Origin of the sequence: Sphingobacterium sp. UDSM-2020 (genome assembly GCF_016132525.1) — a bacterium.
GTDB classification, from domain to species: domain Bacteria; phylum Bacteroidota; class Bacteroidia; order Sphingobacteriales; family Sphingobacteriaceae; genus Sphingobacterium; species Sphingobacterium anhuiense.
This window is the reverse complement of record NZ_CP066166.1, coordinates 4,943,336-4,966,916: the sequence shown is the minus strand read 5'-3', so window position 1 is coordinate 4,966,916 and position 23,581 is coordinate 4,943,336. Positions and strand designations below refer to the sequence as shown.

The 23,581-nt window shown below is 35.8% G+C and carries 19 protein-coding genes and 1 riboswitch; of the genes, 11 read left to right on the top strand and 8 right to left on the bottom strand.

The genetic code is table 11. From position 1 onward, the window contains the following. Window positions 1–536: 536 nt before the first annotated feature. The 4 genes from JAZ75_RS20945 to JAZ75_RS20930 all read right to left on the bottom strand — a co-directional run bounded on the left by JAZ75_RS20945 (window position 537) and on the right by JAZ75_RS20930 (window position 5,836). Complete coding sequence (locus JAZ75_RS20945; RefSeq protein ID WP_208698188.1) at window positions 537–1,718, bottom strand: homoserine dehydrogenase; 1,182 nt, start codon at window positions 1,716–1,718, stop codon at window positions 537–539. Between the two features lie 39 nt (window positions 1,719–1,757). Continuing rightward, the gene (locus JAZ75_RS20940) at window positions 1,758–3,065 is read right to left on the bottom strand and encodes an O-acetylhomoserine aminocarboxypropyltransferase/cysteine synthase family protein (protein ID WP_183912840.1); all 1,308 of its coding nucleotides are present in this window, start codon (window positions 3,063–3,065) and stop codon (window positions 1,758–1,760) included. 228 nt (window positions 3,066–3,293) lie between these two features. Then, window positions 3,294–3,408: riboswitch (SAM riboswitch) on the bottom strand. 403 nt (window positions 3,409–3,811) lie between these two features. Further along, entirely contained in the window at window positions 3,812–4,654 is an 843-nt protein-coding gene (locus JAZ75_RS20935; RefSeq protein ID WP_232789290.1) for a prephenate dehydrogenase, read from the bottom strand. A 12-nt stretch (window positions 4,655–4,666) separates the two neighbouring features. Next, a complete protein-coding gene (locus JAZ75_RS20930) occupies window positions 4,667–5,836 on the bottom strand; it encodes a pyridoxal phosphate-dependent aminotransferase (RefSeq protein ID WP_208698186.1) in 1,170 nt (389 codons plus the stop codon). A gap of 192 nt (window positions 5,837–6,028) precedes the next feature. Between JAZ75_RS20930 and JAZ75_RS20925 the strand changes: the two genes are divergently transcribed. From JAZ75_RS20925 to ispE, 6 genes are all read left to right on the top strand, one after another. Then, window positions 6,029–7,852 (top strand): ABC transporter ATP-binding protein, encoded by a 1,824-nt coding sequence (locus JAZ75_RS20925; protein ID WP_208698184.1) that lies wholly within the window; start codon window positions 6,029–6,031, stop codon window positions 7,850–7,852. A gap of 98 nt (window positions 7,853–7,950) precedes the next feature. Next, window positions 7,951–9,150 (top strand): aminofutalosine synthase MqnE, encoded by a 1,200-nt coding sequence (mqnE, locus tag JAZ75_RS20920; RefSeq protein WP_208698182.1) that lies wholly within the window; start codon window positions 7,951–7,953, stop codon window positions 9,148–9,150. Between the two features lie 8 nt (window positions 9,151–9,158). Beyond that, window positions 9,159–9,785, top strand: coding sequence for a histidine phosphatase family protein (locus JAZ75_RS20915; protein ID WP_021189679.1), 627 nt, complete (start codon window positions 9,159–9,161; stop codon window positions 9,783–9,785). Further along, window positions 9,778–10,506, top strand: a complete 729-nt coding sequence (locus JAZ75_RS20910) for a menaquinone biosynthetic enzyme MqnA/MqnD family protein (RefSeq protein WP_208698180.1) — start codon at window positions 9,778–9,780, stop codon at window positions 10,504–10,506. Before JAZ75_RS20915 ends, JAZ75_RS20910 begins: the two co-directional genes overlap by 8 nt. Before the next feature lie 96 nt (window positions 10,507–10,602). Then, window positions 10,603–11,016, top strand: a complete 414-nt coding sequence (locus tag JAZ75_RS20905; RefSeq protein ID WP_232789289.1) for an NUDIX hydrolase — start codon at window positions 10,603–10,605, stop codon at window positions 11,014–11,016. Window positions 11,017–11,061: 45 nt separating this feature from the next. Beyond that, on the top strand, window positions 11,062–11,877 hold the full coding sequence (ispE, locus tag JAZ75_RS20900; RefSeq protein WP_208698178.1) for a 4-(cytidine 5'-diphospho)-2-C-methyl-D-erythritol kinase: 816 nt from the start codon (window positions 11,062–11,064) through the stop codon (window positions 11,875–11,877). A 179-nt stretch (window positions 11,878–12,056) separates the two neighbouring features. Here ispE and JAZ75_RS20895 read toward each other — a convergent pair whose 3' ends face one another. After that, a complete protein-coding gene (locus tag JAZ75_RS20895) occupies window positions 12,057–12,899 on the bottom strand; it encodes an ATP cone domain-containing protein (protein ID WP_132845474.1) in 843 nt (280 codons plus the stop codon). Between the two features lie 63 nt (window positions 12,900–12,962). Next, window positions 12,963–13,751, bottom strand: a complete 789-nt coding sequence (locus tag JAZ75_RS20890; protein WP_208698176.1) for a sulfite exporter TauE/SafE family protein — start codon at window positions 13,749–13,751, stop codon at window positions 12,963–12,965. 106 nt (window positions 13,752–13,857) lie between these two features. Between JAZ75_RS20890 and JAZ75_RS20885 the strand changes: the two genes are divergently transcribed. The 3 genes from JAZ75_RS20885 (at window position 13,858) to JAZ75_RS20875 (ending at window position 18,480) form a co-directional block, all read left to right on the top strand. Then, the gene (locus tag JAZ75_RS20885) at window positions 13,858–14,157 is read left to right on the top strand and encodes a DUF2892 domain-containing protein (RefSeq protein ID WP_021189673.1); all 300 of its coding nucleotides are present in this window, start codon (window positions 13,858–13,860) and stop codon (window positions 14,155–14,157) included. Between the two features lie 238 nt (window positions 14,158–14,395). Then, window positions 14,396–15,613, top strand: a complete 1,218-nt coding sequence (locus JAZ75_RS20880; protein WP_208698174.1) for a DEAD/DEAH box helicase — start codon at window positions 14,396–14,398, stop codon at window positions 15,611–15,613. 257 nt (window positions 15,614–15,870) lie between these two features. Next, entirely contained in the window at window positions 15,871–18,480 is a 2,610-nt protein-coding gene (locus JAZ75_RS20875; RefSeq protein WP_208698172.1) for a hypothetical protein, read from the top strand. Window positions 18,481–18,557: 77 nt separating this feature from the next. On the opposite strand, the gene JAZ75_RS20870 is transcribed toward JAZ75_RS20875, so the two are convergent. Further along, complete coding sequence (locus JAZ75_RS20870; protein WP_132768442.1) at window positions 18,558–18,884, bottom strand: hypothetical protein; 327 nt, start codon at window positions 18,882–18,884, stop codon at window positions 18,558–18,560. A 141-nt stretch (window positions 18,885–19,025) separates the two neighbouring features. Between JAZ75_RS20870 and JAZ75_RS20865 the strand changes: the two genes are divergently transcribed. Then, window positions 19,026–20,252, top strand: a complete 1,227-nt coding sequence (locus JAZ75_RS20865) for an NAD(P)/FAD-dependent oxidoreductase (RefSeq protein WP_208698170.1) — start codon at window positions 19,026–19,028, stop codon at window positions 20,250–20,252. A 79-nt stretch (window positions 20,253–20,331) separates the two neighbouring features. Here the strand turns inward: JAZ75_RS20865 and JAZ75_RS20860 are convergent, their stop codons facing one another. Beyond that, window positions 20,332–22,497 carry a S46 family peptidase gene (locus tag JAZ75_RS20860; protein WP_208698168.1) on the bottom strand — a complete coding sequence of 722 codons (2,166 nt, stop codon included), beginning with the start codon at window positions 22,495–22,497 and terminating at the stop codon, window positions 20,332–20,334. Between the two features lie 143 nt (window positions 22,498–22,640). On the opposite strand from JAZ75_RS20860, the gene JAZ75_RS20855 reads away from it, so the two are divergent. After that, window positions 22,641–23,579 (top strand): hydrogen peroxide-inducible genes activator, encoded by a 939-nt coding sequence (locus JAZ75_RS20855; RefSeq protein ID WP_021189329.1) that lies wholly within the window; start codon window positions 22,641–22,643, stop codon window positions 23,577–23,579. The last annotated feature ends 2 nt before the right edge of the window (window positions 23,580–23,581 follow it).

Sequence of the window (23,581 nt, the reverse complement as noted above, 5' to 3'; positions counted from 1 at the left end):
TCACTTCCCCTTTATGCCCTTAATCGTTAAATTTTCTTTTTTGTCTTCTATATAGAATATAGATTATTGCCAATAAAGCAACAACCGCAAGAATTATATAACTAGAATTCGAGTGTTCTTGTGCATTAATTGTATTGGTATCTGCAAAAACCAAGTTGCCTACCATTATCAGTAGAATTGTTAACCACTTAGCCATAATTTATAATATTTTTAGTAACATCACAATATAGTGATATTAACGATATTAAGCAAATTTTCTGCCACATATTTATTATAGTTCTAAATATGCTATTTTTTAACAAAAAATAGCAGTTTAAATGGTTTTGAACCTGATTATGTGGTAAGTAATGTCACTAATTAAAGATCTGAATTGTTAAATATAAGTCATGATTTGTAGTAGCTGCAGCACGGGGTTTATAGAAGTGAATTGGGTTGATGATAAATAAAAAAACGTTGAACCTACAAGTAGATCCAACGTTTTTCACTTGTGATTAGCAAGTGTTAGGGTTGGTTGGTATTCGGTACTTTTTATTAATTTAGGCAATTTCAGCTATAAAATTTCCTGTTTTGTTTATTTCAGATTTAAGATCTGTGATTTTCTTCAAATTTAATGTTCCAATAACGTACTTAAAATCAGGAGCATAATATCTTTCAATAATTTTTGTGAAACCTAATTTTTCAACTAGGCTGTCATCTTCATATCTCAAGTACACCTTGATTTCATGATCGGTACTGTATGATAATGCATCTGTATTTAAATGCTTCTTGTACTCATATCTGTAGTCATAACGTAGCGCTGTAATATCAGATAATACTGCAGATCCGGTAGGATGACCTCCAGCACCTTTACCGTAGAAAAATTGTTCATCTGCAAATGCTGCTTTTACTAGGACGCCGTTATTTTCATTTTCAACATTGAATAAAATGTTTTCCGAACTGATAAACTTAGGAATAACATAAAGAACCACTTTATTTTGATCTATTTCTCGGGCAGTAGGGATCAATTTGATCTTGAAATTTTTCTCTTTTGCAAAGCGAATATCTTGTGCTCCTAATTTATCAATACCGATATTGAAAACATCGTCAGGATTTACATTGATACCATAAGCATGAGCAGCGACGATCGTTAATTTATATTTAGGGTCAAAACCACCGACATCTAAGGTAGGATCAGTTTCAGCAAAACCTAGGTCCTGCGCTTCTTTTAACGCATCTGCATAAGGTTGATTTTCATTGAAGACTTTAGACAATATAAAATTAGAGGAGCCATTAAAAATACCGGTCACGGCATGTAATAATTCATTGTCATAATACTCTTCTAAATTGCGGATAATTGGAATACTTCCGCATACTGCACCTTCATATAGTAGACTTGTTCCGTATTCTTGTTGTATTGCCGCTAATTCTTCTAAATGCGTGGCTATCATTTTCTTATTTGCAGAAACAACGTTTTTTCCAGATTTTAATGCACGAACAGTCAGTGCGTAAGCCGCATCAGCATCATCGATCAATTCTACTACGGTATTGATTTCAGGGTCACCAAGAATAGCCTCAGCATCTGTTGTGAATAATTCAGCAGGTAATGATCTTTTTTTGTCAGCGTTCTTGATGACAAATTTTTTAATTTCTAAATTTAAGTTTTTAGTCTTGATAATGTCGTACAATCCTTGTCCTACAACCCCAAATCCAAACATTCCAATCGTTAATTTCTTACTCATAGTTTTTTTTACGCTTTTATATAATAGTGCTATCTGAAATTATTTAATTTTATCGAAGGCCTGTTGTAAATCTGCTTTGATATCGTCAATATGTTCGATACCGACAGATAGGCGTAATAATCCTACAAATACACCTGCAGCTTTTTGAGCTTCTTCACTCAGTTGTTGATGTGTAGTCGCCGCAGGGTGTATGATCAATGATTTCGTATCACCCACATTTGCGAGATGACTTATTAGCTCTAAGCTATCGATAAAAGCATCGGCTTTTGTCACGTCACCTTTTATTTGAAATGAAAGAACAGCACCATATCCATTTTTTAAATATTTTTGCGCATTTGCATAGCTAGGAGAGCTTTTTAACCCTGGATAATTCACTTTTTCCACTTGCGGATGGGCTTCTAACCATTTCGCAATTTCTAATGTGTTGTCTACATGACGCTGAACACGAAGTGATAATGTTTCTAGGCCCTGGATTAATTGGAATGAATTGAAGGGTGAAATAGCTGGTCCAAAATCACGTAGTCCTTCAACACGTGCGCGGATTGCAAATTGAATGTTTCCAAATGGGCCATTAACGCCAAAAACATCTGAAAAAACTAATCCATGGTATCCTTCTGAAGGTTCAGAAAACTGTTTGAATTTACCATTTCCCCAGTTGTAAGTACCACCATCTACGATGACACCACCAATACTTGTACCGTGACCACCAATCCATTTTGTTGCAGACTCTACAACTACAGAAGCGCCGTGTTCAAGAGGTTTAAATAGATATCCACCAGCTCCAAAAGTATTGTCTACGATAAGTGGTAAGTCATGTTTTCTAGCAACAGCTGCTATCTTATCAAAATCTGGAATATCGTAACTTGGGTTTCCAATTGTTTCTAGGTATAAAGCTTTTGTGTTTTCATCGATTAGTGATTCAAACTCCTCGGCAGTTGTTTCTTTAGTAAAACGTACTTCAATACCAATTCTTTTAAATGCTACTTTAAATTGATTATATGTACCACCGTATACATTACTGCTGGAAACAAAATTTTCACCAGCTTCTACGATATTATTTAATGCAATGAATTGTGCAGCCTGTCCAGAAGCGACTGCTACAGCGGCGATACCGCCTTCCAATGCAGCAATACGTTTCTCAAATACATCTGTTGTTGGATTCATCAGACGTGTATAGATGTTTCCAAATTGTTTTAAAGCAAATAAGTTCGCTCCATGTTCTGCATTTTCAAATACGTATGAACTGGTTTGGTATATAGGTACTGCACGCGCTCCAGTTGTTGGATCGGCAACTTGACCAGCATGCACTTGAAGTGTTTCGAATTTTAAATTTTTATTTGTAGACATTGTAGTTATAATTAATTAGTTGAAGATTCGTTAATAAAAAATAGGGGTGAGATTGTGCACATGGATATGTACTTGAAATCAATAAATTTTAAAAAAGATTGATTAACAAGAAAACGTAAACATGTGCAAAAGCATTCGCATCTGTTTTGATGGAATATTTGTATCTGTTACGTTGGTGCTAGAATTTACCTTCTTGTTTTGTTGTAATGTTATTATCATTTGTCGTTTCATTTATATCCTCCAAAGCAATATTACTTTGGACAGGAATTGGCACCTTTTCAAACGTATTTTGAAGGTTGCCAGTGGGTCATTGAGCCAGTCTCTCGCCACTTCTTTATAAATCAAGACCTGATTAAGAGGTGTTGATTAGATGTATTTCTATTTGAACTACGATGCAAATATATGCCTTGCTTTTTACAAACCAAAATATTTTATGCTATTTCTTAGAAAATACTTCTAATTCTACTCGTAATTGATCGTAAACTCTCACTATTATGTAAGTATTGGTAGTTGATGGGGCAGCATTTATTTATTCCGATATGTTTATACGTCGTGGATGAAATCCATATCAGTAATTGAAAGCAATATAACTGAAATATACGGTGTTAAACAGACAACAGCAGATCGATGATCCTGTGATCTTTTTTTATAAAAAAGAAAATAGGAACCTTGCGAGTTCCTATGCTTTCTTCTAATTACTTTGTATGAAACAATAATTCGCCTTTGCCGGTTGGAGCAAGTGGGTTTTATTTAATAATACGTTTAATCTTATTTGATTTTTTAATTAATTTGTGTAATTGAGTGTAATTTTCATCTTGGATGGCATCTTTTAAAGCCTGCAGCTGCTTGATGTTTTCCTCTAACACTTCGAGTACATTAACTCTGTTTTGTTTGAAAATAGGTGTCCACATATCCGGTGAGCTTTTTGCTAAGCGTACCGTTGATTCAAAACCAGATCCTGCCAATTCAAATATTCGACCCTGCGATTTCTCTTTCTCTAAAACAGTTAGCGCTAGAGCAAAAGAAGTCAGGTGAGAAATATGGGAAACATAGGCTGTGTGTGTATCATGCTCCTCTGCAGTCATAAATGACGTCCGCATTTCCAGTTGTTCGGTAATGGAATCTGTTAATTCGAACGCATCTTCATCAGATTTAAATGCCTCAACGTAAACCATCATTTTATCTTTAAACAAATTTGGTAATGCTGCTTCGGGGCCTGAATATTCGGTACCAGCCATTGGATGGGCGGCAACATAGCGGCCACGATTAGGGTGTTCCGAGATTAACTGTAAAATATTTAGTTTGGTAGAGCCCATGTCAATGATGACTTGATCTTTTACGAGGTCCAATAATTTGGGCGCTAATGTGATTATCGCATCAACTGGAGCTGTGAGAATGATCACTTTACATTTTTCTAAAGCTTCCTCTAATGTTGCCTTTTGATCAATGAAGCCTATTTGCAATGCTTTCGTTAGATTAGCATCGCTTTTGTCAACACCAAAAACCTGATCACAGAATTTTTTTTCTTTTAGTTTCATGGCGACGGAGCCACCAATTAAACCGACGCCAATAATGGCTATATTCATCATGTTATTTCAATCTTAATTCGTTTGTTTTGCTTGTTCTATTCTAGCAATTGCTTCTTTTAATACTTCAACTGAGGCACATAAACTTATTCTAATATAGGTGTTTCCAGCACTTCCGAATATACCTCCGGGAGTAATAAAGACACGTGATAGATCTAATACCTCATCACTTAACGTGTAGCCTGATTCGTAATTATCTGGAATTTTGGCCCACACAAATAAACCGACCTGATTCTTTTTATATGTACAGCCCAACAGGTTCATGATTTCGAAAACCAACTGTCTTCTTTCGTGATAGATTGCATTTAAATCTTGATACCATGTTTGATCCAACTGCAATGCCTTGGCCGCTGCTAATTGAGCTGGTAAGAACATTCCCGAATCCATGTTGCTTTTAAAACGTAATACTTCATTGATCCGTGCCTCTGCACCCACTAACATACCGATTCGCCATCCGGCCATATTGGAGGATTTGCTTAATGAATTAAGTTCCAAGGCAACATCTTTTGCACCTTCAATAGACATAATGCTTTTAGGGCTGTCTGTCAAGATAAAACTATAAGGATTGTCGTGGCAGATTAAAATATGGTTTGCCTTTGCAAAAGCAATCAATTCAAGATAAAATCCTTCGTTTGCACTCGAACCAGTTGGCATATGCGGGTAGTTGATCCACATTAATTTTACTTTTGATAAATCGTTTTCAGAAAGCTTTTTAAGATTAGGTAACCAATCTGTTTCTTCAGATAAATCATAGGTAATTGCCGTGGCTCCACTTAGCCGTACTGCTGCCGCATACGCTGGATATCCCGGATTTGGTATTAAAACCTCATCACCTTCTTGTAAGTAAGTCATGCAAATGTGAACAATACCTTCCTTAGAGCCTATTAAAGGTAAAATTTCTGTATTTGGATTGAATGTTGCCTGATAATAACGTTGATACCAATCTGCAATTGCTTGCCTCAAAATAGGTGAACCTTTATAGTTCTGATAGCCATGTACATTGGTTTTAGCCGCTTCTGTCGTCAAGGTCTGAATAACTTCAGGGTGAGGAGGTAAGTCGGGGCTTCCGATGCCTAAATTAATCACGCGAGCACCTGCTTTATTGAGCTCATCAATCTCTCTTAATTTTTTTGAGAAATAATATTCTTCGGTTTGTTGCAACCTTTTGGCAACTTCTATTTGCATTATGTTCTGGTATTTTACAATTTACAAGGACTAAATTAGGCTTTTTCTATTAAAATAATAGTATAATGTCGTTTAAATTGGTGTTTATTGAATTAAATTTTTAATATCATCCAAGTGCAAGATTTCATTCCTTTAAAGTATTCCTTATATATTGCGCGTAATTTTAGTATTTTTGCTACCTTAATATCATAAATGAAAACATACTTTAGATTACTTTCTTTTGCCAAACCCATTGAGAAATATGCTATTCCGTATATTATCTGTACATTAATTACAGTTGTATTCAGTACGTTAAACTTGGCTATGTTGGCTCCTTTGCTAAATACCATATTTAGTACGAATGAACCTGCTACTCAGGTGATTTTGGTAAAGCCAGTTGGTTATAATCCCCTGGATTATTTCAACTATTATTCAAATTTTGCCAATCAAGAGTTTGGCCCTAATAAAGCATTGCAATATGTGTGTATTGCAATTATTTTTTCTGTTTTCATCAGTAATCTGTTTCGTTATCTATCTCAACGCATTATGGAAAACTTACGTATTCATACTTTATTGAATTTACGTAAAGCTGTTTTTGATAATGTGATGGATCTACACTTAGGATATTTTAATGGTCAAAGAAAAGGAGATATTATTTCAAAAATAGCCTCAGATGTTCAGGTGGTGCAGTTTTCTGTGACAGGTACTTTGCAAGTAGCTTTTAAAGAGCCCCTTCAACTTATTGCATATTTAATCACGTTATTTGCTATCTCAACCAAATTGACTCTTTTTGCGATGTTGGTTATCCCAGTTTCTGCATTTTTTATATCGAAGATTGTTAAGACATTAAAGGCGCAAGCTATCGCAGGACAAACCTCCTATGCGAATATGATTTCCTTTTTAGATGAGGCTTTATCAGGAGCTCGTATTGTTAAGGCTTTTAATGGAACAAATTTTGTTAAAAAACGCTTCAATGATGAGAACGATCGTTATGCCGGTATTATGCGTGCTATGGCAAGACGGCAACAGATGGGGTCGCCAGTATCCGAATTGTTAGGTGTAATCATGGTGGCGATTATTTTATTATATGGTGGAAATTTAGTTTTGTCAGGTAGTGATGAATTTGGTGCGTCGGAATTTATTGCATATATCGCGATATTCTCCCAAGTTATGCGTCCTGCAAAAGCATTAACTGATGCATTTAGCAATATTCATAATGGTATCGCTGCTGGTGAGCGTGTACTGGAATTGATTGATACCAAAAGTGAAGTTACTGATAAGCCTAATGCTAAGGAAGTTACTGATTTTAAAGAAGCGATTGAATTTCAACAGGTTGATTTTTCTTATGGTGAAAAGAGCATCTTGAAGAATATCAATTTGACTATTGAAAAAGGTAAGACAATTGCGCTAGTAGGCCCATCTGGGGGTGGTAAATCTACACTGGTAGATCTGATACCACGGTTTATGGATGTTACCGGCGGTCAGATTCTTTTTGACGGAATAGACTTAAGAGATCTCGATCAAGAGTCTTTGCGCACGATGATTGGAGTAGTTAATCAAGAATCCATTTTGTTTAATGACACGATTTTTAATAATATTACTTTCTCTAATACTTCTGCTACGCAGGAAGAGGTTGAAGCTGCTGCAAAAATCGCGAATGCTCATGAATTTATTTTAAAAACAGAATTGGGTTATGAAACAAATATCGGTGATCGAGGAGCTAAACTTTCTGGAGGACAGCGCCAACGTATATGTATTGCCCGTGCTGTTTTAAAAAATCCGCCCATTATGTTGCTTGATGAAGCAACATCAGCTTTGGATACTGAATCTGAGAAATTGGTTCAGGATTCCTTATATAAGTTGATGGAAAATCGTACTACAGTTGTTATTGCACACCGTCTAAGTACGATTCAGAGCGCCGACACAATTGTCGTAATTGATGCTGGTCAAATTGTGGAATCAGGTAGCCATAGTGAATTGATTCAGCAGGAGGGTTTATACCGGAAATTAATAGATATGCAACAGTTCACAGATTAATTGTTGTTCAACATATATTGCAGTACCAAAAACAAGGCTAAATTCTACGAATTTAGCCTTGTTTTTGGTACATTTGTTATAGACTAGGAGACATGTTAATGGATGCTAAAGAAAAAATAAATTTCTTAATTTCTAATCCGCTTTTGGATAGTGAGTTAAGAATTATAGCGAATAAAGTGTTGCAAGAGGAACGCATCACATTTGATGAAGGGGTATACCTTTATGAAAAAGCAGAATTGGGTTATTTAGGTGTTTTGGCGAATTTTATTCGTGAGAAAAGACACGGGGATATCACATTTTTTAATCGTAATTTTCATATTGAGCCTACTAATGTATGTGTTTACGATTGTAAATTCTGTTCATATTCCCGTATGATCAAGGAACGTGCTGAAGGATGGGAAATGGATGTGGAAGGCATGATGGATATCGTGAAGAAGTATGATGATGAAGCTGTAACGGAAGTACATATTACAGGTGGTGTGGTGCCGAAGCAAAATCTTGATTTTTATGCGGAGTTCTTTAAAAAATGTAAAGCACATCGTCCGGAATTGCATATTAAAGGATTGACTCCTGTGGAATATTATTATATTTTCAAAAAGGCTAAATTGAGTCATTATGAAGGTATGAAGTATTTGCAATCTTGTGGTTTGGATTCGATGCCAGGTGGTGGGGCTGAAATTTTCCATCCGGAGATCAGAGAGCAGATCGCCCATGATAAATGTACTGCTGAACAGTGGTTGGATATCCACGAACAGGCACATAAGTTGGGAATGCATACCAATGCAACCATGCTTTATGGTCATATCGAGCAATTTTGGCATCGTGTAGATCATATGGAAAGACTTCGTCAGTTGCAAGATAAGACTGGCGGTTTTCAAACCTTTATTCCATTGAAATTTAGAAATAAAGAAAATCAAATGTCACATATTTCTGAGGTTTCTGTGATTGAAGATTTAAGAAATTATGCGATAGCACGTATTTATCTAGATAATTTTGATCATATAAAAGCGTATTGGGCAATGATTTCAAGGGATACTGCACAAATGTCCTTAGCATTTGGTGTTGATGATATCGATGGAACACTGGATGATACGACGAAGATTTACAGTATGGCAGGAGCGGAGGAACAGAATCCCGGTATGTCGACGCAACAGTTGGTTGAGTTGATTAGAAAGGTAGGACGTCATCCAATAGAGCGTGATACCTTATATCATGTTGTCACAGATTACAAGGATGTGGTTTTTGAAGACGATAGCAAGAAGAAGAATTATTATGCACTTCCTGTTGTAAATAATTAAGATATATTTTGAAAAAGACTTTTTATTTTATTCGCCATGGACAAACTGATCTGAATTTGAAAGGTATTGTTCAGGGACGTGGCGTGAATTCTCCTCTAAATGAAACAGGATTGGCACAGGCTCAAGCTTTTTATGATGCTTATAAAGATATCCCGTTTGATAAAATTTATACCTCAACCTTGTTGAGAACACATCAAACAGTAGAATCTTTTATTAAAGATGGTATTTCTTGGCAAGAGCTCGAGGGCTTAGATGAAATTAGTTGGGGAATCTACGAAGGTAAAGAGCAAGACGAATCTATCATGAGTGGATTCAATGCGCTGGTATCAGCATGGAAAAATGGTGAATTGGATGTCAGTGTAGATGAGGGGGAATCTCCTAATGCATTGATGTTACGTCAAAGTGATGCCATAGCACATATGGTTAAACAAGAGCATGAAGAAACCGTACTTGTCTGTATGCACGGTCGTGCCTTACGTATTATTCTTTGCCTATTGACAGGTGTAGATGCCTCAAAAATGGATGAATTTCCTCATACAAACACTGCCTTATATAAATTAACGTATGATAATGATCAATTTGAAATCATTGACTATTATAATACGAAACATCTAGAGGTATTGACAAATGGATAAAGTGAGAGTATCGGCAGTTTCGTATACGAATACATTGCCGTTTTTAAATGGGATTAGACAATCTGCAGTTTTAGATCACATCGAATTGAGCTTGGATAATCCGAGTGTATGTGCCCAGAAAGTAATTGATGATAAAGCTGATTTGGGGATTATTCCCATAGCGGCGTTATTAAGTCTTCCTCAAGCGCATATCATCACCGACTACTGTATCGGTACAGAGGGGGCTGTTGATTCGGTTTTTATTTTTTCCCATAAACCGATTGAAGAAATCCAGACATTATATCTGGATCAGCAATCACGCACTTCTAATGGTTTAGCACGCGTGTTGTTAAAGCATCACTGGAAGCGTCAAGTTAAACTTGTTGCCAATATAGATGAGGCGGATGCTTATGTCTTGATAGGAGACCGAACATTTGGCAAAAAGAATGAAGTCCCTTATGTTTACGATCTTGGACTTACCTGGAAAGAATTTACAGGTCTTCCTTTTGCGTTCGCAGTTTGGGTCAGTAAAAAGCAGTTACCGGAAGCATTTATTACTTCATTTAATGAAGCTTTAAAACTTGGAGTTTCACATCCTGAAGCTGTGATTCCAGGATTGCCTGAATATAAAGATTTTGATTACCATCATTATCTTACATCAAGCTTGAACTATCATCTTACAGCTAAAAAGCGAGAAGCTATTGAAAGATATTTAACACTTTTAAAAGGTTTAGATACATAATAGTGTTAGAAATGAATATATAAAAAGCGATTATGGAAATAGTCGCTTTTTACTTTATAACATGATGCCACTTATGGCATCTTAAAACGAGAAACTATGAATAAGATTTATTTAGCAGGTGCAATGATTGTTGATGCTGATAATAGGCTTTTGGTTGTAAGAAAAAAAGGCTCATCCTATTTTATGATGCCTGGTGGTAAAATTGAAAAAGGTGAGCTATCTTCTCAAGCCCTTATTCGCGAGCTAAAAGAAGAATTAGATCTGGATATTTTATCACGAGATTTAGAATATATGGGCTTTCATGAAACCGAAGCAGTTAATGAAGCTGATACCCTCGTTAGAGGTGACGTTTTTAGAATTGAGTTTAAGGAAAAATTAGTTATAATACCACAGGCAGAGCTTGAAGAAGCAACTTGGTTGACCGTAGATAATTATAAAACTTATAAATTAGCACATCTCATTGAAGAATTTACAGTTCCTATCTGGTTAGCAGGTACTTTTGAATATTAACATAGAATCCATAATTTTATCACTGATCTTTATTAAATATCTTTTATGCTATCTTTTCCAAATGCTAAAATAAACTTGGGTCTTCATATTGTAGGTAAGCGACCTGATGGTTATCATGATTTAGAGACGATCTTTTACCCCGTTAACCTGTATGACGCTGTTGAAATTGTTCCACTAAGTTCCGGTAGTACAACTTTTTCGTCGGAGGGTATTGTGATCCCTGGAAAGGGTATGAATTTATGTGAGCGTGCATATCATTTAATTCAACAAGATTTTGATATTCCTTCGGTTGCTATTCATTTATTAAAAAGAATACCAATCGGAGCTGGCATGGGTGGTGGATCTGCAGATGCAGCTTATGTGCTTAAAATGCTAAATGATCAATTTGAGCTGCAACTATCTGTTGTACAACTGGAAAATTATGCGAAGCAGCTGGGCGCAGACTGTCCATTTTTTATTGAAAATAAACCGGTGTATGCAACTGGTATTGGGACTGATTTTGCTCCTATTGAGGTCAATTTGAGCGCATACTATATTGTTATAGTGAATCCTAATATTCACATATCTACCGTTGAGGCTTATAGCGGAGTTGCTGCCAAAACTCCTGAGTTTGATTTAAGGTCCATTATTCAGTTGCCAATCCAGGAATGGAAGTATTATCTGGACAATGATTTTGAACTAACTATATTCGAGCAATTTCCTAAAATTAAGGAACTTAAAGATGCAATGTATTCATCTGGCGCATTATATGCCGCGATGTCGGGCTCAGGTTCTTCTGTGTTTGGAATTTTTGAAAATCCTGTTGTGCTGGATGATTTAAAAATTTATGGTGATATTTATTATCCGATTGATCTATCATAAGTGTTATCTAATTTTCTTAATGGAATTGGAAGAAATGTGTTGATTTTTTTCTGTTAGTAGATTATTGAAAGTAGATTATTTTATATCTTATTGTCGCTTTATTTCTTAAAGAATAAGGCGACAATAAGAACTTTATTTTGGTTTTGAAGGCTAAGTAGGTGCGTACTAAAGCTTTGATTTTACTCTTCTTCAAGTTTATAGTCAATTAATTCTCTAGCCTCTTCAAGTACTAACCTTAACTTTTCGGAGTCTAATTTTAGCGACTTGAGTGCTTCTTTATTATTGATAATATCTTTCACGAGTATGATCTGGTTCTGTAATAAAGTTTTCTCTTCTACATCTGTAAGGGTTGTGAGACAGGTTACAGGATAAAAAACAGCTTTATCCACTCTTTTTTTTATGCTATTGTCTATTGGATAGTCCCATGAAAGAAAATTGACGTTATAGTACTTACCAAAGTCTTTGGAGTCTGAAGTTAAATAGGCATTGGTAACGAGCCATCCTTGCGTGAATTTTTTATTTTGACCGAAGAAATGATAGGATATATCACTGATATCTTTAAATCGGGATAAGAAATACATGGGAGTTGTCACTGAAATTTTCGCATCTATATCATTTCGAAATTTGCACTCTATGGCCAACATCTCGTTTCCTTTCGATGCAACAACGTCTATCTCGTGAGAAACTGCGTGGCCTTGGATTGTTTGTCCTGTGGTGCTTTCAAAACCATATTCTTGAAATAAGCGTGCGATCCATTTTTCGAAATAAAAACCTTCAGGACCTAATTCTCGAAGTGCTTTTTTTAGGCTATATCGAGCTGCAAAAGAATTTCTTTGCGATTTTAGTGCTTCAAAAGCTAACTGATATAGCTCTCTTGTGCTTATCCCGTCAAATAGTTTTTCTTTGATTTGTGTATAAACTTTTTCAACTTGTTCATTATTGGCACCAGATCGCGTTAAAGAATGACGTAAGCTGTCACTGTTAAATGGAACTAGTTCTCCAGAGTATTTTTTTACCAGCATATTAGATTATGGTTACAGTTTAATGTACTCCTGCAATTTACTTGCCATTGCTATTAAAAGTAGCTAAAAGAGTTCTTTAATTAAAATATAAATACCAACAATAAATATAAACCAGCCGAATATGGGCTTTAGATGATCTGTTTGAATTTTTTTCTGAAGTTGATTTCCTATTCCAACACCCAAGGTTGTTATGGTAAGCAGCTTGAGCAGAAAATGCCAGTCTATCGTTATATGATCGATATCGCCAAGAAAACCAATAAGAGAATTGATCGTAATGATTGATAATGATGTGCCTATTGCTATACGTATAGGCATATGGAGCAATATAACTAAGGCCGGTATGATCAGAAATCCTCCTCCAGCACCTAAAAAACCGGTTACAAGTCCAATTCCAATGCCCCATGCAATCATCTTAATGGTATGTTGTTTAACTGGATGTTGAGGGCTAGATTGAATTTTCTTGTTTTTTATCATACTCCACGAAGATCCGAGCATCAATGTAGCAAATGAGATCATGGTTAATGTTGATTTTGTAAGCTGATAATGGTTGATCTCTAGAATAACTTCGGGTATATGGACCAGTAAAACTTTACGGACTAAAAGTACAACGATAACAGAGGAAATTCCGAAGTATAATGTTGCCCGGAAATTTACACATTTTTCCTTTGTTTTGATGAAACTTCCTATGAAACTTGTACTTCCAACAATAAATAGGGAATAGGACGTTGCTAGTGTAGGATGTATATGGAATAGGTAGACTAAGACTGGTACTGTCAATATGGAACCACCAGCACCGATTAATCCGAGGGTGATACCGATGAAAATAGACAAAGTGTACCCTATAATTTCCATCGTTGCAACATTGTGTGGCCAAAGAACGGAATAATTATTAGTAAACAAAAACAAAATAGTGTACTGCTTGTTATTAATTACAGAAGAACTTATAAATTTTATACATATGGGCGCGATAGTAGATAAAGTAATAAGCAAAGTAAAAAGTAAAATAGACGAAGAATGTGAGAATGGTACTATTGAGACTTCAGAACGTATCCTTTCTGTTGTGGCTGGAGGTTTTATATTAGGTGCAGGTGTTCGGTATTTGATTAAACATCCACTAACGGCACTTTCTGGATTATCTTTGGGTGGTGCTTTAGTTTACCGTGGTATAACTGGAAAATGTGCAATAAAAAAAGCCATTGAAGACGATGTAGAACGTGTAGAAGTTATTGAGCATCGCTATTTTGTGAAAAAAGACTAATTCGCATTTCTAATTTAGGTTTATACAGAGGGGGTCTAATATGTAACGTATTGGACCTTTTTTAATTCATTACCTTACGTAGATTTTTTCAATTATTTATTTAGCATTAAATTAATTTAATAATTCCCAGCTAATTCATGAATTTTCCAGTAAAAAATCAATCTTTTGGATTTTCTATGCGGTAAATTAGAAAAAAAAGCCTACATTATCCTGATTTTTACAGTAAAAGAAAAAAATATTGAAATTCACAGAATTTGGTTTAGCACCTTCATTGGAAGAAGGCTTAGATAGCATGGGATATGAAGATGCAACACCCATACAGGAACAGGCCATACCTGTTGTGTTGCAACATAAAGATCTGATCGCTTGCGCGCAGACTGGCACAGGGAAGACAGCTTCTTATTTATTGCCTGTTTTACATAAAATAGCTGAAGAACAATCCGATTATATAAATACTTTGATTTTAGTTCCTACCAGAGAGCTCGCTTTGCAAATTGATCAGCAAATCATGGGGCTTGGCTATTTCACGGGGGCAACTTCAATTGCTGTTTATGGTGGTGGAAATGGCATGGATTATGAACAGCAACGGACAGCAATTAAAGAAGGAGCAAATATTATTGTTGCTACTCCTGGACGTTTAATAGCGCATTTAGCATCAGGAAAACTTCATTTTAATAAAGTAAAACATTTCATATTGGATGAAGCAGACCGTATGCTCGATATGGGATTTCATGAAGATATTATGAAGATCATCAGCTTTTTGCCCAAAAAGAGACAGAATCTTTTATTTTCAGCGACGATGCCAGGTAAAATCAGGACATTGGCGAAGCAGATCTTGCATGATCCGACCGAGATTAATATTGCCTTATCAAAACCTTCTGAAGGAATTAATCAACAAGTTTATATGGTTTATGATGACCAGAAGACGGCATTGATACAGCATATTCTTACTAATCCAACTTATACGAGTACGATTATTTTTGCTTCCAAAAAGGAGTTTGTCAAACGGTTGAGTACTGATCTGCATAAAAGCGGTATCGCAGTAGAAGCATTCCACTCTGATTTGGAGCAAGCACATCGTGAAGATATCATGAATCGTTTTAAAGCGAAGCAGATAAATGTATTAATTGGTACAGATGTTATTTCCAGAGGTATTGATATCGTCGGTATCAGTTTGGTTATCAATTATGATGTACCTCCAGACCCTGAAGATTATATCCACCGCGTCGGCCGTACAGCACGAGCGGCGACAACAGGAACAGCTATTACATTTGTGAACCAGAAAGATCAGCCGCGGTTTGCAAAAATTGAAGAGCTTATCGGTTCAAGCATAGAAAAATTGGATTTACCTGAAGGCTTTTCTGCAGGACCGGCTTATGATCCAACACGTTATTCTGATCAAAAGAAGAAACCTTCTAAAAAGAAAAAGTTCAAGAAGTTCGTTAAGAAAGATTAATTAAAAGAATTTGATATTTAGGTTTGCCCCCGAAGAGTTAGATGCTTTCTGGGGGCATTTTTATGGCAAAACATCCAAAGTGCAGTGCTGCAGTTATATTGTAATTTGTAAAAGAAAAAGTATAAGGCAAGTCCCATAACACTATTCTTACAACCAAATGTGATGATTTTTGTTGACTTCTATTGAAAAGCAGAAGTGCAATTAAATTTTTTACTGTATTTTAGTTTCAAAATTGACCTCGTATTAATTATTACCGTATGAATAATCAAAACCTTCATCTTAAAAAGCATGTCTACAGCATTGTAAGTACACTATTGTTCATCACTAATGTATCTCATGTATGTGGGCAGTCGTCATTTAAAATGGAAGGTGATTCGGCAGTTGCCATGATCGATCCTACATATGATCAAGTGAGTAAGTTGCATCGTTTCTGGTTAGGTGATTCTTATCGTGAACTATACAATACGCCGGTTAAAATGCGGGTCATGCATCTTCAAAAGGAACTTGGCGGTCTTACTGTTGTCAAGCTTGGTGGAGGTATGCAAACACAATCCCTACGTTTAAGAGACAGTACGGGTAGAGAATGGGTTTTGAGGTCTATTAATAAATTTCCGGAAAGGAGTCTGCCTGAACATTTGAGAAATACTATTGCAAAAGATATCGTTCAGGATCAAATTTCGATTGCTCATCCATTTGGAGCGCTAACTGTACCGACTTTTAATCGTGTATTAAAAATCCCACATGCTAGTCCAGAACTGGTCTTTGTTGGTGATGATCCAGGTTTAGAAGAACACCGTGCTGTATTTAAAAATAGAGCTTACATGTTTGAGCCAAGAGTCCCTTTGGAGGATGAAGATGCGAAAACTGACAATACACTTAAAGCGCAAAGAAAGTTGGAGGAAGATAATGATATTCAAGTGGATCAGCGTTTAACATTGCGTGCAAGACTACTTGATTTCATTTTAGGAGATTGGGATCGTCATGAGGATAATTGGCGATGGGATTCTAAAAAGATTGACGATAAGAAAGTGTATAGTCCAGTACCAAGAGATCGTGATAAAGTGTATTATAAAACATCGGGTATACTTCCGGTATTACTATCCATGCAGTGGCTGAAAGCGCACTTGCAACCTTTTGGTGATCATATTCGCAATGTCGGTCAGTGGAATTTTAATGAAAGACATTTTGACCGTTATTTCTTAAACCATTTGGATCGAAAGGATTGGAAAGAGGAGATCAAATTTGTACAAACGGTTGTTACTGATGCCGTCATAGATGAAGCAATAGCACAGATGCCAGATACTATTGTACGATTGGGTGGAGAACAGCTTAAAGGTCATATACGTGCTAGAAGAGATAATCTGATGTCTACTGCTTTAGATTATTATGGTGATCTAGCAAAGAACGTTGATATCGCCACTTCAGCTAAGAATGAGTTTTTCTATTTTAACTATCATACTGACGGTTCGCTTGAGCTAGAAATCAGAAATAAAAAGAAAGATGGATCTGAAGGGAGGAAACTGGTTAAAAGAACATTCCTTCCGAAGGAGACAAAAGAATTACGGATTTATGGGCTTGATGGTTCAGATGTATATGATATTCGTGGTCAAAATAAATCGAAAATAAAGCTTCGGTTGATAGGGGGTAAGGGGAAGGATGATTACCGCATAGACCCTAATTTTGAGAACGGTAAACTTGTTTATATTTATGATGATAAGGAAGTTCAACCTAATTTTAAGAAAACGCCTTTTATAAATCTAAAATTGTCAAATGATACCTTAGTGCATCGTTATGATCGAAATAGTTTCAAATATGATCGCACCGGTGTGTTGGCTTCTTTACAATATGGAGTAGATAAAGGCCTTTTGTTCGGAGCTGGTTATTTGATCGAAAAACAGGGCTTTCGAAAAGAACCTTATGCTTTTAAACAAGAATTTTGGGCGCATTATACAACTGGACGCAAGTCCTTTAGTTTTAAATATAATGCCGATATTAAATCGATATGGAATAAAAATGACCTCTTGATTCAATTGGAATCTGATGGACCTAAAAACCAAGAAAACTTTTTTGGTTTGGGAAATAATACAGATTATGAACAGCGTAAAGAACGTGGGATTCAATATTATAGAAACCGATATGACGTTATTTATGCCAACTTTTTATTGAAGAGAGAATTTGCTGAAAACTGGAAATGGAAGATGGGTTCTTCTTCAGAATTTATTATGAGCCATGAAGAAGCTAATGAGGGACATTTTTTTGAAAAGTATGCCGCAGAAAATCCAGCTATACCTGTATTTGGTAAGTTTTTCTTTACAGGAATTTTAGGATCTGTTCAATACGATAGTCGTGATCAAAAAGATAATGCCAAAAAAGGTATTTTCTGGGATAATCTGATTGAGGCAAAGTCACAGCTAAAGAGCAACGATAATCAATTTATAAGATTAAGATCTATTTTCAACTTTTATAAGACTAATGAAAGCGACTGGATAACTCTTGCCAATCGCACTGGATTTGAAACACTGATCGGTGATCCATTAATCTTTCAATATGCGCACTTAGGAGGTGAAAATAGCCTTCGTGGCTTTAACTCGAAACGTTTCAGTGGACAAACTATGCTCTATAATAATTTTGAGTTACGTTTTAAAGTTTTTAGTTATGATTCCTATTTAGTTCCTGGCACTGTAGGACTTATTGGTTTTCACGATGTGGGTAGAGTTTGGATGAAAAACGAATCCTCTAGTCGCTGGCACATGGGGTATGGCGGTGGCTTTTATTTTATTCCTGCTGATCTTTTAGTTATTCAGGCTGTTGGAGGTTTTTCAAAAGAAGGATTTCGTCCTTATTTAAGTATTGGTCTTCGTTTTTAAAATTACTTAAAATATTCTCCATTGATTGCAAAACACTGAGTGTGATACAATTCATGGAGAATATCGGTTTAGACTGCTTATTCTTTTCCACCAAAGGTCACCAGCACCATTCCTATTACAATGATTGTAGAACCAAGGATCTGCATCCAGGTCAAAGGTTGTTTAAAAACAAGAGCCATCGCCAGCTGAACTGTTAAAAATGTGCCCCCTGAACACAAGGCAATTACAATCGGCTGTGGAAATGTTTTGAATAATTGAATGAGAAACCAGCTTGCAGTGATTAGAATTATATTACCCGCAACTAATGCTGACCAGTGGTATTTTGGGTGAATTCCGCCATATTTAAAAATAATAGTTGAAACGATCTGACAAATCCAAAATAATAAGAAATAGAGATAATTCATGTCTGTGATTTACTGTTAATGATCCTTCAAATCTAATTGAATTTTAGGAAATACGAATTATTATTTTCATTTGTTGGTGTTGTTTTTCTTTTAAGAAAAAACAAATTGCCAAACCCAATGTTGTATTTGTAAATACAATGTATGGATTTATACGCAGGATTACCTTTTTGGATTATTAAAAATGCGCTTTACGATTATAACAATCCCTTAGAAAATGATTATGAAATTAATGTGGCAATTATTGGTTCTGGTATTACAGGAACACTAGTTGCGCACGAGCTTTGTGAACACGGTATAAAGTGTGCTATTTTTGATAAAAGAATCGTATCAAATGGCAGTACGGTTGCTAGTACAGCACAGCTGCAATATGAAATTGATGTTCCTCTTCATAAAATGATTAAGGACATCGGTGAAGCTCGTGCAGTTGGCGCTTATCGTGCAAGTTTAAGGTCTATTATAGATATCGAGCAAGTATTTGAGAAAACAGGTGTGAAGGGTGATTTTAAACGTGTCTCAACATGTTATCTGGCAAGTGATCAAGCAGGATGGAGCAATATAAAAGATGAATATGAGGTGAGGGTGAAACATGACCTTCCTGTTCGTTTATTAAATAGGAAAGCATTAAAGAAGGAATATGGAATTGCAGGTCTTGGCGCATTATATAATGATACATCTGCACAAATGGATACTTATAAGTCTGCGACCGGTATTCTTAAGTATCATCAGAAAAAACATCAACTTCCAATTTTTTCTCCAGTTCAGATCGATCATTATCATGAAGTGAAAAATGGGTATGAACTAGTGACGAATAATGGGTTTAAGATTCGCTGTAAATATGTGATCATTGCCGCAGGATTTGAGGCGGGTCAATTTTTGCCAAAACAGGTTATGAATCTTAATTCAACCTATGCTCTAGTTTCTAAGCCTATTCATACAGATCAATTTTGGAAAGAAAGAAGTTTAATATGGGAAACTGCGGAACCTTATTTCTATATGCGTACAACAGCAGATAATCGTATCATGATGGGAGGGGAAGACGAGGAATTTAGAGATCCTGATAAACGGGACCGTTTGTTAAAGGGGAAAGTTAAAAAACTGGTCAAGAAATTCAATAAATTATATCCGGATATTGCTATCGATGTCAATATGGCGTGGTGTGGTACTTTCTCTTCTACAGCAGATGGTTTGCCATTTATCGGTAGCTGGCCCGGTAAAAAAAGAATGCTTTATGCATTGGGATATGGCGGAAATGGTATTACATTTAGTATGATTGCCGCACAGGTGATCCGAAATATAATTTTGGGAAAGAAAGACGACCGTAGGGATATATTTGGGTTTGGAAGATTAACAAACGATGGAGATTTATAGTTTGGTTTGAGATTTCAATAATAATAAAAGGCTTATCGTATTTTCCGATAAGCCTTTTATTATTTGTTGCAGGGGATACTTATATACCCATTTCTTTTAATATAAATTGAGCATTGTCAATTTTGTCTGCTACCCATAGTACGTAACGGATATCAACACCTATCGAACGGCTATAACTATCGTTCCATGCAAAATCATTAATGGTTGCATCGTATGAGCGGTCAAAATTGACTCCGATCAATTCGCCATATGCATTCATAATAGGAGATCCTGAATTACCTCCGGTAGTATCCATATTATAGAGCATATTAACAGGTACATCGTTCAGTTCTTTCTTAACATATGGTCCAAAATTCTTGTTTTCCCAAGCAGTTTTTATTTCAGCTGGATATTCAAAATCTGCCTCTCCAAGATTGCCTTTTTGTATAATACCTGCTAGTGTTGTAAATGGCTTCATGTAAGTAGCGTCAACAGGAGAGTAACCTTTTATGTTTCCGAATGTTAGTCTCAATGTGGAGTTCGCATCAGGAATAAAGTTTTTAGACTGATACAATTCCTTAACTGCCACATAATCTCCCATCAATTTATTTAACACGCCATCTCTTCTTTTTTGCTCAACAGCAAATTGCTGAATATCTTGTTCTAGTGACGATTGAAATTTCATTAGGTTATCTGAATAAGCCAATAGATTAGTCCTATTTGATAAAATATCATTAAATACTGCTACGCTGTTATTTAATTTCGATTCTGTAATAAGCTCCCCGGCATATGCACTTGCAAGATTATTATCTTGGAACTTCAGTTTTTGAATTGTTTCGATTTGATTGTTCGCTTGGAAAGCATGTGCGTCAGCTAGCATCTTAGCAAAGATACGGAGATCTGCATACATGCTGTAACTTTCGTAGATACCTTTTAAGTTTGTTTTTAACTTATTAATATTAGCTTCAAAAAAAGCATTTTGATCTTGTGATGTACTTTGTTGTAGCATCGCGGCTTTAAACGTATTTATTTCTTTTGCAACGCGCATTAAACTCGTGCTCGTGTAGATATTATTCATCCACATTTCCTTGTAGACGTCTTGATTGATTAATTTGTATAGGCCATCAATATCATCCATCAGAGTACCATATTTATTTTTTAAATCTGATTTGCTATTGATAAAAGTACTTAGCGCTTGATCTTCTTTTATTTTGGTATTTATTAAATCAATATTACGAAGACCTTTTAGTTTTCCTTTATAGTTTTTTAAAACATTAGCGTTTCTTTTAATACGTGTCGCTAAGTAAAGGGCGGCATCATTATCTGTTTTTCCTGCTTCGTACATGCGCTCATTTTGAAATTCATACAAATTAGAAACATAAGGCAGTAAAAAATTTTGTTGATATTGAATATATTGCGCAGGACGGTGTCTAAATGTTTTACCTGGATACCCTAAAATGAAGACGAAATCATTCTCATTAACACCTTTTGGGTTTACTTTTAAAAACTTCTTCGGTTGGTAAGGGACATTTTCTTTTGAATATTTTGCAGATGCCCCATCTTTACCAACATAAGCACGTAAGAATGAATAGTCTCCTGTATGTCTTGGCCAGATCCAGTTGTCGGTTTCACCTCCAAATTCTCCGATGTTTTGACGAGGAATATATACTAGGCGTACGTCTTCAATTGTTTTATATCGGAATAGTACATATGTCTTACCGATAAACATTTCAGAAACTTCAGCTTTGATCGTTGGATCCTGTTTTTGAGCCTGTTCTACCAGTTCTTGTTGCTTTTTCTTAATAATTGTTATTCTTTCGGATGGATCCGTGATATGTGCAACTGCCGCCAGAATTTTCTCAGAAACATCTTCGTAAGAGTCTGTAATACGTATAGTTAGTCCTCTTGCTTCAATTTCTTGTTCATGTGACTGTGCTACGAAACCATTTTTAAGATAGTTGTTGATGGGAGTACTCGCAAGCTGTACTGCTGAGAATGCACAGTGATGGTTCGTGATGATCAATCCACTTCCTGATACAAATGAACCCGTACATCCGCTTACTTGTACTAAAGCATCAACTAGTCCAACTTTTCCTGGATTATAGATATCCTTTTCATTTATTTTTAGTCCCGCATTTTTCAATCCCGCTTTATTCAATTCGCTAAGAGGAAACATTCCTTCGTCAGGAGATTTCGCATGGATAGTGGGAGCAGCTGTTGCTAAAAGTAGGAGTAAACTCCAGGATTTTGTATTCAGTAACTTCATGTTTGTTTATATATTATTAAATAGGATTGTTCTGTCCGATCGAAGCTCAAAGATAAAAAATATTAAGTACATATCTTTCGATCGCGATTCGATCATTTGGTATGAAATATGTTTGTTACTTTTGTATAAATAAAATTGATAAGATGACGCTCATTCAATTAGAGTATATAGTCGCCGTTGATACATATAGAAACTTTGTAGCCGCTGCCGAAAAATGTTTTGTAACACAGCCCACATTAAGTATGCAAATCCAGAAACTGGAGGAGTCTATTGGAGTTAAAATTTTTGACCGAAGCCGTCAACCTGTAATTCCTACTGAAATTGGAGAAAAGATAATTGCACAAGCTCGTATTATTCTGATAGAAAGTAAAAAAGTTTTGGAGATTGTCCAAAATGAAAATGGTGAATTGGACGGAGAGTTACGTATAGGAGTGATTCCGACGATAGCCCCTTATTTGTTACCGACGGTTCTAACACGGTTTATGGATAAATACCCCAAAATGCAATTACAAATTTGGGAGTATACCACCGAAAGAATTGTTCACGAGTTGAAAGTAGGACTTTTGGACTGCGGGATCTTATCGACACCATTACATGAAGCAGGAATAATTGAAAAGCCACTTTTTTATGAAAACTTTGTGGCATATATTTCGGAAAACAGTCCGCTTTTCGGTAAAAAGATGTTGAGCTCTGATGATATCGGAGAGGATAAGCTTTGGTTATTGAATGAAGGTCACTGTATGCGTGGACAGGTATTAAACATCTGCCATCATAAACATAATTATGATAGTTCTGGTCGTTTTGAATATAATACCGGGAGTGTAGAGACTTTAAAAAAGATGGTGGATATCAATTCGGGAATTACAATATTACCCGAATTATCTATTGTAGATTATAATGAAGATCAGCTAAACCGGATTCGTTATTTTAAAGCTCCGGAACCTGTCCGTGAAATAAGTCTTGTAACAACACAGAATTTTGTCAAAAAACAAGCTATTGAAGCGTTATCGCGTGAGATTATGGAAGCAATACCGGAGAAGTTTAAATCAAAGAAAAAGAAAGAGGTTCTAAGTTTTCAATAATA